The organism is Priestia sp. 3CA3 (assembly GCF_056836725.1).
This window is the reverse complement of record NZ_JBXENJ010000009.1, coordinates 128,815-139,586: the sequence shown is the minus strand read 5'-3', so window position 1 is coordinate 139,586 and position 10,772 is coordinate 128,815. Positions and strand designations below refer to the sequence as shown.

The following is a 10,772-nucleotide window of genomic DNA, read 5'->3' as shown; positions in this document are numbered from 1 at the left end:
AGCTCTTTAGCGCCAATGGTAGTTGGGACTTTGTCCCTGTGAGAGTAGGACGTTGCCAGGCATTTTTATTATCGCGGGGTGGAGCAGTTCGGTAGCTCGTCGGGCTCATAACCCGAAGGTCGCAGGTTCAAATCCTGTCCCCGCAACCAAATTATCTTTTATACATACTTGAATATATTATTACTATCCTTAGGCATAGCCTAAGGATTTTTTGTTTGGCTATATTTATAAACACTTGTTTAGGTTATGATATAAGATAGTGATGCAGATTAATCAGGAGGTTTTTTATGTTACAAAGTAATATTCAAACTTATATTGAAAAAGAAATGAACGTTCAAGGTCAATCTTTATCTCTATATCAAGAAGAAAAGGAATATGCGTTGCAAAAAGAGTTGGTGCCGCAAAACCTGATGATAGAAGAAAAAGAGGCATCTTCACGTTTTAAAGATTCTTATATCGAAAGAGTAGATAAAGAAACGGACGAGCTGATCGCAGAAGAATCTCCTCTTTCGTTTTTAGATACTCCTCTTTCTTACTTGAAAGAACACAGAAGTGAATTTCTATATGTAGAATCAAAATGGTTTGAATTTATTAAGCTTGATGGATGTTCTTTTGAAGTGGATGATGTGTTTGGCACATATAAAGTATTAACGGGGTTACATATGCAAAAAAAATTCGGTTCTGTACTAAAACAATTTTTTGCTAAAGAGCTTAATGAAAGCCCAACAAGCGTCCAGCTTTTATTTAATGATAAAGATGGATTATGGGATGTGAATATTGAGTTAGATGCTATAAAAGAGTTTGATGAAAAAATGTCAATAGGTGAAGCTCTTGTTCTTACATATCGCTTTTTCTTTCATCTAGTGGAGTATGTAGAGAACGAAAAAGCTTAAAAATGATGATTACTTTTACTATAAAGATGCTGGGACAAAAGCAGTTTAGTTAACGTTGAACACGAACTATCTATCAAAAATAGATAGTTCGTGTTTTTTAATGGTCATGGTGAACGTAGGTTTCAGTAGGAGGTGCTTCTAGCTGTTGGTTGGAGGGCAAGGCTCCATCGCCCGCTCGCGGAAAGCGAAGCCTTGCACGTAAAGCAACAGCGGCGGAACAAGCATCCCAGATTATTTATCCGGGTTGTTCGTCTTTAGATTGCATTCATTTCGTTATGGCCCAATCTCTTTTTTGATAGGTGATACATAATGAATGTTAAGTGAAGCTGGAAATATATTTACATCTCTATGTTTTTATGGAATGATAAAGAGTATCTTTACATATATGACTGATATGGGTGAAGAACAACTATCAGGAATCTTTCTAGTTTTTTGAGAAAGCAGCCTGCATATTAGCTGTTAATAGGACTCCGAGCAAGAAAGCTTCCGTAGGATGAAGTATAATATATACATACAGGAACTATTTTTAACTCTATAAAAAATGTCTGCTGACGTATGGGATTATAAATAAAGAGGGGATGTTCATGTTATTAAGAAAAATAAAGTCTGAAGAATTGGCAGAAGTCTATCAAATGGGATATGCGGCATGGCCTAAAGGCAGGACGTACAAAGAGTATGTTAGAGATAATCAAAAAGAAGAAACATATGGAATTCGGTATGTATATGTAAATGAAGAGAATCAAATTATTGGTTCATTTATTTTGCTTCTTTTACAAACTCCTCGATTAAAGTTTGCTTTGCATGGTATTGGGTCCGTTGTTGTTCATCAGCTTTATCAACGAATGGGGTATGGCCGAGATATGCTTGAAGACTTTTTTAAAAAGATGAAGATAGAGAAGCGCAGCGCTATTTTTATGCTTTATAGCGATATTCTTCCTGAATATTATCATCAGTTTGGGTTTAAGGAGCTCCCTTCTCATTTACAGCGTTATCCTCAATCCATTGCTATGGTAAATTGCAGCGAGTCACAATATGAATACTTAAGTAAGCAATCCATAGAAGACATACCGGGCTATTTTTAAAAGGTATGTCTTTTTTATAGTATTTATCGACACAATCGTTTACAATTTTATGTAAGCGTTTTCTTTATTTGGAGATGAATGATTTTATTTGTCCTCATAACTGTAGGCAAATCGTGCAGTCAATATAAATTTTATTACATAAAACCTTGCTATCATCTTACTAGTAACTCTTATTCATTTCCATACCATACCGATATGTACGTTTGCTGCTAAGTATAACCATATCAATATAAGGAGGAAGCAGGAAGATGAAACGATTATTTATAGCAGGGATGATTTTTATGCTTTTTTTATCTTTAGGTGCTGTATCTTCTTCAGCCGCAGGAAGTTTTACCTCTAAAACATATAACGGAAGAACATACAAACTGTACGTACCTAGCAGTTATCAGGGAGGTGCTGCCTTACCTCTAGTAGTTATGCTACATGGCTGTACTCAAGACCCTGATCAATTTGCAGCAGGAACACAAATGAATGCACTGGCAGAAACAGAGAAGTTCTTTGTCCTCTATCCAGAACAGCCCTCTTCTGCTAATTCAAATAAGTGTTGGAACTGGTTTGATACTGCTCATCAATCAAGGGGAAGCGGTGAACCAGCGTTAATTGCTGGAATGGTTAATCAAATAAAAAGCAGTTATTCAATAGATGCCGACCAAGTCTTTGTTGGAGGGCTATCTGCTGGTGCAGCTATGAGTGTTATTATGGGAGCTACTTATCCAGACATATTTGCGGCTATCAGCGTTGGGGCGGGCTTAGAATATAAAGCAGCCACTAGTGTAACAGGTGCTTATACAGCAATGAGCAGTGGAGGTCCTAATCCTATCCAACAAGGAGATTTAGCCTATTCAGCCATGGGAGAGCATAAGCGAGTGGTTCCGGTTATTTTGTTTCATGGGACAGCTGACTACACTGTTGCGCCTATAAATGCGCATCAAATACTATCGCAATGGGCTCAAACAAATGATAGAGCGTCTGATGGACTGGATAATAACAATATTGATGATACGGCAGATCAAACTTTACCAGGTACAGTATCTGGTGGAAGAAGCTATACGCAATATATTTACAAAGATACAGCAGGAAAAACAGTAATGGAAAAGTACATGATAGAAGGAATGGGGCATGCTTGGTCAGGGGGAAGTACATCCGGTTCTTATACAGATCCTAAAGGGCCAAATGCAACTAAATTAAGTTGGAACTTTTTTAAAAATCATCCGAAGAATGGTGACGCTCCTAATCCAGGAGATATATCCCCGCCGGTTACAGCTGCTTCACCAGCGGGAGGAACGTATGGAAGTTCTGTTTCTGTCACATTATCACCCAATGAACCTGCCACCACTTACTATACATTAGATGGAAGTACACCAACTGTTAATTCTCTAAAGTATTCTGAGCCTATTAGCATCAACTCTAGCAAAACAATAAAATTTTTTAGTGTAGACGCTGCGGGTAATCAAGAGGGAGTAAAGACGGAAGTTTATCAAATTTCTGGAACTTCAGAGAAATCCTCAGTATTTTCTTCGCTTGCTGCTGAAGATGGATTTATCGGAAATTTATCAGCTGACGGTATGAGTAGTTCTATTCATAAAATTGGGGATAAGGGAATGTACAATACCGACACATACCGAACCATTTTATCTTTTAATACAAGCTCTTTACCTGATGATGCAAGTATTACGGATGTATCTTTGAAAATTTATCGCAAATCTTCAACTGGTAATATTTCATCTTTGAAAGGCGATATTAAAAGCGGTGTATTTGGAACTAGCAGTGCTTTAGAACAAATAGATTACCAGGCCTCACCATCTATTTCAGCGGCCTTCCAAATGTCAGTGCCTTCACTCGATAATGGATATACAACTATTCAACTTCCTTCCTCACTTTTGGGATATATGAATAGGAACGGCAAAACTCAGTTTCGCTTGTCAAGCTCAGGTTCAGCGGACTTTTTAAGTGACGTAGTTGAAATTTATGGGGGCGACAATCCTGCATATGCTCCAACTTTAACTGTTTCATATAAGTAAAAAAACCTTCTAAAAGCAGTTAGCTTTTAGAAGGTTTTTTTTGCTGATAAGTTACTTTTATCACCGAATACAACTCCAACTTTTTATAGAGTTTTCTTCAAATTTTGACATGATTTTGATGAAATTTAATCATTATTCAAAAATGAATTGTCAGAAATATTACAAGAAAATGTTTAAAATTAATTAAATCCGTAATAAAAGTAAAATATTCCTGTAATGGAAGTGAAATGAACAGGTGGTATCATTCAGTCATTGAGTAAATAAGGAGGTATTCGGAAAATGAAGAAATTTGTATTTACTCTAGGGACAACGGCAATTCTTTCAGCAGGATTTGTAGGTGCAGCATCTGCCTCTACAAGCGGAACGTATGAAGTACAAAAAGGTGACACTTTATGGAAAATCGCTCAAAATCATAATGTGAGCGTAGACGAGCTAAAAGATGCTAATAACTTAACATCAACACTAATTTATCCAAATCAGACACTAAACTTATCTAGCATAAAAGAAATCGTACATACTGTAAAACGTGGTGACACTTTGTGGTCAATCGGTCAACATTATGGCGTAACAGTAGAAGAAATTAAAGAATGGAACGGTTTAACATCAGACTTAGTTTTCCCTGGAGAACAATTTAAAATTAAAGCGGCACAAGCAGCTCAATCTCAAACAGCTAGTGCGCCAGTAGCAAAGGCAGCTCCACAAGTGCAGCAGTCTCAAACGGCACAAGCTCAGCAAGAACAAGCAGCCCAAGAACAAACACAAAAAGAACAAGAGCAAGCTCAAGTAGCAGCACAAGAGCAAGCACAAAAAGAACAAGAGCAAGCTCAAGTAGCAGCACAAGAGCAAGCACAAAAAGAACAGGAGCAAGCTCAAGTAGCAGCACAAGAGCAAGCACAAAAAGAACAAGAGCAAGCTCAAGTAGCAGCACAAGAGCAAGCACAAAAAGAACAAGAGCAAGCTCAAGTAGCAGCACAAGAACAAGCACAAAAAGAACAAGAGCAAGCTCAAGCAGCAGCACAAGCACAGGCAGCCCAAGAACAAGCACAAAAAGAACAAGAGCAAGCTCAAGCAGCAGCACAAGCACAGGCAGCCCAAGAGCAGGCACAAAAAGAACAAGAGCAAGCTCAAGCAGCAGCACAAGAGCAGGCACAAAAAGAACAAGCAGCTCAACAGCAACAACAACAAGCTCAGCAACAACAGCAACAGCAGTCTCAACAGCAAGCTAGCGGCAAGTCTATGACTGTTGAAGCAACAGCTTATACAGCTAACTGTGCTGGATGCAGTGGTACGACAGCTACTGGAGTAAATTTAAAATCAAATCCAAATCAACGAGTAATTGCGGTTGATCCTAGCGTTATTCCATTAGGTTCAAAAGTATACGTTGAAGGTTATGGTCAAGCTGTAGCGGCAGATACGGGTGGCGCAATTAAAGGAAATCGAATTGACGTATTCGTTTCTTCAGATAGTGCTGCACAAGACTGGGGCAGAAGATCAGTTAAAATTACAGTTATCGACTAATACTAGTCTTATAGAATAGAAGTAAGAAGAGATGTCTTTTAGAAGACATCTCTTTTTTTATGCTTAAAATAAACGTTTGAAAAAAATAGGTCGGGGCATACTGAAATTTATAGTAGGAATTAGTTTGTTATATTAGTAATTATTTCTTAATTTATATACAATGTTTGAGTGTCTTAAAAAGCTTAAATTATGTCAGGAGTATAGAAATATGAAATTTTATAAAAAAATAGCATTACTAATAGTGCTGGGTGTGATCGCAGGATTCTCGTATCTAGGCTATCAGGGATTATTTCGGCACGACGATCATTTGAACACGTCTGATCATAATCCTTTATCTTCTTCTAAACAGAAGCAAAATAGCATAGAAGTTGTTGGGAACCCCGAATCCATTGCCGTGCTAGTAAATAAACAAAATCTTCTTCCTGATCACTATGAACCCGCTGACCTTGTATACCCGGACGTTCGGTTTATATTTAAAGAAAAAATTGAAAAGCGACAAATGCGTACAGAAGCAGCAAAAGCGTTAGAAAGAATGTTTTCAGCTGCTGAACGAGAAGGGATTTACCTAGCCGGTGTTTCCGCTTATCGTTCTCAAATTCGCCAGGAATCTCTTTATCAAGCGTACATAAAGCAAGATGGAGAAGCGGCAGCCAGTCATTATAGCGCCCATCCAGGCAGCAGTGAGCATCAGACTGGTTTAAGTATAGATGTATCAAGCAGCACAGGTAAGTGTGCGGCTCAAGATTGTTTTAAAGATACTCCTGAAGCCAAATGGATTGAAAGAAATTCATATAAATATGGATACATTGTTCGCTATCCAGAGGGAAAGCAGCAGATTACAGGTTATAAATATGAGCCGTGGCATATACGATTTGTCGGAAAAGAACTCGCCTCTAAAGTGTATAAAAAAGGAATTACGTTAGAAGAATATTATAATGACTACATGCAAGTTGATAATCCAGTTCAATAAAAAAGAAGAGTTATATAAACTCTTCTTTTTTTGTATTGCTGGAATATACCCTTACTTTAAAAGTTGGAACGAGGGAAAGATGTAGAGATGAACCACGGGATGCTATATCCTATGCCTTACTAGTAAAAGAGTTAACGCTTATAAATTAGAATGAATTTTGTGATAAAGAATACTCATGTTCGTTTTCATTTCCCTTCACATATTCTACAAAAAAGGGAGGTGAAAGAAAATGAGTTTTTACGGAGGTTATGGTTATGGTTATGGATACGGAGCAGGTCACGGAAGTAGCTTTGCGTTAATCGTTGTGCTATTTATTTTACTAATCATCATCGGTGCTTCATGGGCAGGGCACTATTAATAAGGTGTCCATAAATAAACTCCCTTGAAATAATTCAAGGGAGTTATCTATTTTTATCTATAACTAGGTAACTGTAAGTACGAAGTGCTTACATATCCTTTAAAGCCGTTGTATTCTACAAAAGCCCAATCAAATGAAAGCTTGTTATCTTTTGAGTAGCCCCAAGCTAAGAAGCTGACGCTTTTTCCTTTAGGAACAGTTGTTACAACTTTGTTGCTTGTGCTAGGCCCTGTGCGTAAATTAAGGTTAGCAGCTGTATGAACAGTAGTAGGGACTTTCATTAAATAGGAAGTACTGATATATCCGGTGCCGCCAATTATTTTAATGGCAGCCCAGTCTGCATTTACAAACTTGACTACTTCAATTTGATCTTTTTTTCTTAATGTATCAAGAATTTTTCCCTGAGTGCTAGGTTTTAAACGTATATTGAGTACGTTTGCTGTCACTTCATATACGCTGAACGGTGCGTTTATTTTTTCTGCTGCACTTGCTGTTTGCTCGTGAGTGAATGGCAGTGTTCCAGATAGAGATGAAAAAGTAAAGCCAGCTGCTAATGCAAAAACCGATATAGATTTTGTAATTGTCTTCATGCGAATATCCAACTCCTTAGTGAAATAGGTTATATCTTTTTCTATAACACTAAGAATAAAGAATACTTGTTTCTAAATTGTTACCAACATGCATCCTAGTTGTAAATTTACGAAAGGTCTGTAAAAAGGTTTATTTCACAGACCTTTTAATAGCGCTATTGTTACTCACCCTCGCGATCTTCCGTTGATTTATGAAAAGAAAAATATACAAAAATTGATAATACTGTCCCATAAATGCTCCACAAAGCTAAAGCAAAAATAAATTCTTTCTGCAGGCAATAAATAATGGTTAAAGCAACTAGTGCAATAAAACTTATTAAAATGGTCTTTTTCATAAGCACCCCGCCTATTTAGTTTAATTACTCTATACGCTTTTGATCGTGCTTTACCCTATAATTATTCGGTCATTGCGCTAAAGATGAAAGGAAAAAGTTAAACAAAGCCGAACTTATAATAAAAAGAGAGATGCAGGAGGATACGTATGTTAAAACAACATGTACTAGAAGATATACAAAAGCTACAGTCTATTTGCCAACAAGAAGAAAAAATAGAGCTGAAGCTGAATTTTGACATGTTACGAAGTCGAAAACAAAATGAAGTTAACGATTTTTTTTATTATGAAAATAATCAGCTTGTTGGATTTATTGGTCTTTATGGGTTTGGGAATACAGTAGAAATATGTGGAATGGTCGATCCTAGCTATCGCCGAAAAAAGATTTTTTCAAAGCTGTTTTCTCAAGCTTTACATATGTGTAAGAAGCGTGAGTATACAGAGATTTTATTAAATGCTCCTGGCGATTCGATTTCAGGCAGGGAGTTCTTAAAGAAGATTCCATGTTCATTTACTTTTTCGGAATATCAAATGAAGTGGGCGAAAAAAGAATTAGAAGATGATAATCCCTTTGTTACGCTTCGCTCTTCCCAGTCAGATACCGATATGAAAATGGAAATGCAAGTTGATGTGGAATGCTTTGGTATGTCTTTAACAGAAGCAGCTGCTTATTATGAACAAACGAAAACGGAAGAACAGCAAAATCATTTTATCGTAGAGTACAATAGTCAAGCGGTTGGAAAGTTAAGGGTATCTTATGATAAAAGCGAAGCATGGATTTATGGATTTGGTATTTTACCTTCCTATCAAAAATTAGGAATAGGAAAGGCTGCTTTAAAACAAGTCGTTTTACAGCAGCATCAGCTAGGATATGATGTATTTCTTGAGGTTGAAGCAAAAAACAAACGCGCTTTGCAACTTTACGAAACATGCGGCTTCGATTCATATCACGTGCAGGATTATTACGTATACAGCTTGTAGATAAAAAACACGGAAATCTTAGATTTTCGTGTTTTTTATTTACATATTAGATGATATGTGCATTTTTGAGTAAATAATGAGAAAGTAGAGAAAAAGTGATATGCCCGTTGATAAAAACAGGGAAGGCCATACAAATAAGATCGGAGCACTTCAAGCAAGGATACACGTAAGAATACCTCCAATAAATGCTTTTCTAAATAATTGATAAGCCGTATACCCCAGGCTAATACTGACAAATACATTGATGAGGCTAAGAAAAATAAACGAAAAAAACAAATTATCTCCCCCCTTGTTTTTAATACACAATAAAAAGAAATATTTCACATGTTTAGTGTAGCAAAAAAGAAAAAACAATAAAATTTGGATCCTAAAGATGAAAAAGAAAGCCATCTGTGTTATGTATAGTAAAGTGAATGAGAAGGTTAAAAAAGGGAATGAGTTAATAAAGCGATATAATAGAAAGAAAGGAGTAAAAGGATGGAATTTGCCCATATCTTTACACTAAGTGTATCTGTTGTAACAGCTATTAATATTTTATTAGCCGGTATTCTTATTTTCATTGAACGAAGAGATATAGGATCTACATGGGCGTGGCTTCTTATTTTATTTTTTATACCGATTGTCGGCTTTATTGTATATCTATTCTTTGGAAGACAGTTAAAACAGAAGAACTTTTATAAATTATCATCTGATGAGCGGGAATATTTAAGGTCTTCAGTAGATGAACAATTGAAAGAACTTAAAGCTACCCATGAATATCGAAATGATTTATTAATCCAACATAATAAACTGCTGTTCACTAATTTAAATTCTTCTAAGTCACTTGTGCGCATTGACAACGAAATTGATATCTTCAGTGACGGTAATCAAAAATTTGAGGCATTGTTTGAGGATATTCGAAATGCTAAAAAAGAAATTAATATTCAATATTATATTATTCAACGAGATAATCTTGGGAAAAAATTAAGAGATGAGCTAACAAAAAAAGCAAAAGAAGGCATAAAGGTTCGCGTTCTTTATGATGAAGTAGGATCTAGAAAAATGACGCCATCATTCTTTAAGGAGCTTATTTCATATGGCGGCGAAGCACAGGCATTTTTCCCTTCAATTCTTCGCTTAATTAATTTTCGGATTAACAATCGAAATCATCGAAAGCTTTGTATTATCGATGGTGAAGTAGCATACATAGGAGGATTTAACGTAGGAGATGAATATTTAGGGTTAGATCCAAAAATGGGTTATTGGAGAGACACTCATTTTCGCATTAAAGGAGAGTCAGTGAACGATATTCAAGGGCGATTCATTTTAGATTGGCATCAAGCAACAAAGCAGCCAATTGAACTGGAACAATTTTTGCATCGTACAGAAACTCATTCTGGAACAGTTCCTGTACAAATTGTAGCAAGCGGTCCCAATTCGACTACCCAGCACCTGAAAAACATGTATATCTCATTGATTATGTCGGCCAAAGAAAGTGTATACCTTCAAACGCCTTACTTTATTCCTGACGCAAGCTTTATGGATGCTTGTAAAATTGCTTTATTATCTGGAGTAGAGATTCATATTATGATTCCAAATAAACCTGATCATCCTTTTGTTTATTGGGCTACGTGGTCTCATGTAGGGGAACTGCTGGCATACGGTGCGAATATTTATCTCTATGAAAAAGGCTTTTTGCATGCTAAAACGATTGTAGTAGATAATGAAGTGTCTTCTGTAGGAACGACGAATATCGATCCGCGAAGTTTCAGCCTTAATTTTGAAGTGAATGCAGTTGTATATGACCAGCCTATTTCCAAAAAGTTGCAGAACCTGTTTCTTGAAGATGTGCAATGCAGTTCAAAATTAACGTTTGAACGATATAAAGAGCGCTCTCTTCTTATAAAATTTAAAGAAGCGGTATCTCGCTTACTGTCACCAATTTTATAATAAAAATCATTGATATCATGAAACAGACTTGAATTTTTAGATTCAGGTCTGTTGTTTTATTGGTTTCTCCTTGTAAGGAGAGCTAGAGATAAAGTTAAA

The 10,772-nt window shown here is 36.4% G+C and carries 10 protein-coding genes and 1 tRNA gene; 9 read left to right on the top strand and 2 right to left on the bottom strand.

What is annotated here, in order from left to right; genetic code table 11:
- Positions 1-72: 72 nt before the first annotated feature.
- The 7 genes from AC1VNJ_RS22075 (at position 73) to AC1VNJ_RS22045 (ending at position 6,842) form a co-directional block, all read left to right on the top strand.
- A tRNA-Met gene (locus AC1VNJ_RS22075) sits at positions 73-149 on the top strand.
- A 138-nt stretch (positions 150-287) separates the two neighbouring features.
- Positions 288-893 carry a hypothetical protein gene (locus tag AC1VNJ_RS22070; protein WP_028412728.1) on the top strand — a complete coding sequence of 202 codons (606 nt, stop codon included), beginning with the start codon at positions 288-290 and terminating at the stop codon, positions 891-893.
- Between the two features lie 584 nt (positions 894-1,477).
- Positions 1,478-1,975 (top strand): GNAT family N-acetyltransferase, encoded by a 498-nt coding sequence (locus AC1VNJ_RS22065; RefSeq protein WP_098626180.1) that lies wholly within the window; start codon positions 1,478-1,480, stop codon positions 1,973-1,975.
- A 248-nt stretch (positions 1,976-2,223) separates the two neighbouring features.
- Positions 2,224-3,996 (top strand): extracellular catalytic domain type 1 short-chain-length polyhydroxyalkanoate depolymerase, encoded by a 1,773-nt coding sequence (locus AC1VNJ_RS22060; protein WP_482641301.1) that lies wholly within the window; start codon positions 2,224-2,226, stop codon positions 3,994-3,996.
- Between the two features lie 279 nt (positions 3,997-4,275).
- Entirely contained in the window at positions 4,276-5,514 is a 1,239-nt protein-coding gene (locus AC1VNJ_RS22055; protein ID WP_482641300.1) for a 3D domain-containing protein, read from the top strand.
- A 208-nt stretch (positions 5,515-5,722) separates the two neighbouring features.
- On the top strand, positions 5,723-6,484 hold the full coding sequence (locus AC1VNJ_RS22050) for a M15 family metallopeptidase (protein WP_028414360.1): 762 nt from the start codon (positions 5,723-5,725) through the stop codon (positions 6,482-6,484).
- Positions 6,485-6,713: 229 nt separating this feature from the next.
- Positions 6,714-6,842, top strand: a complete 129-nt coding sequence (locus tag AC1VNJ_RS22045) for a YjcZ family sporulation protein (protein WP_013055210.1) — start codon at positions 6,714-6,716, stop codon at positions 6,840-6,842.
- Between the two features lie 53 nt (positions 6,843-6,895).
- On the opposite strand, the gene AC1VNJ_RS22040 is transcribed toward AC1VNJ_RS22045, so the two are convergent.
- Both AC1VNJ_RS22040 and AC1VNJ_RS22035 read right to left on the bottom strand, forming a co-directional pair.
- Entirely contained in the window at positions 6,896-7,432 is a 537-nt protein-coding gene (locus AC1VNJ_RS22040; RefSeq protein ID WP_482641299.1) for an SH3 domain-containing protein, read from the bottom strand.
- A 161-nt stretch (positions 7,433-7,593) separates the two neighbouring features.
- Complete coding sequence (locus AC1VNJ_RS22035) at positions 7,594-7,767, bottom strand: hypothetical protein (protein ID WP_165573906.1); 174 nt, start codon at positions 7,765-7,767, stop codon at positions 7,594-7,596.
- Between the two features lie 146 nt (positions 7,768-7,913).
- On the opposite strand from AC1VNJ_RS22035, the gene AC1VNJ_RS22030 reads away from it, so the two are divergent.
- Both AC1VNJ_RS22030 and cls read left to right on the top strand, forming a co-directional pair.
- On the top strand, positions 7,914-8,744 hold the full coding sequence (locus AC1VNJ_RS22030; RefSeq protein ID WP_047751708.1) for a GNAT family N-acetyltransferase: 831 nt from the start codon (positions 7,914-7,916) through the stop codon (positions 8,742-8,744).
- Positions 8,745-9,221: 477 nt separating this feature from the next.
- Complete coding sequence (cls, locus tag AC1VNJ_RS22025) at positions 9,222-10,673, top strand: cardiolipin synthase (RefSeq protein WP_335707916.1); 1,452 nt, start codon at positions 9,222-9,224, stop codon at positions 10,671-10,673.
- Positions 10,674-10,772 lie beyond the last annotated feature (99 nt).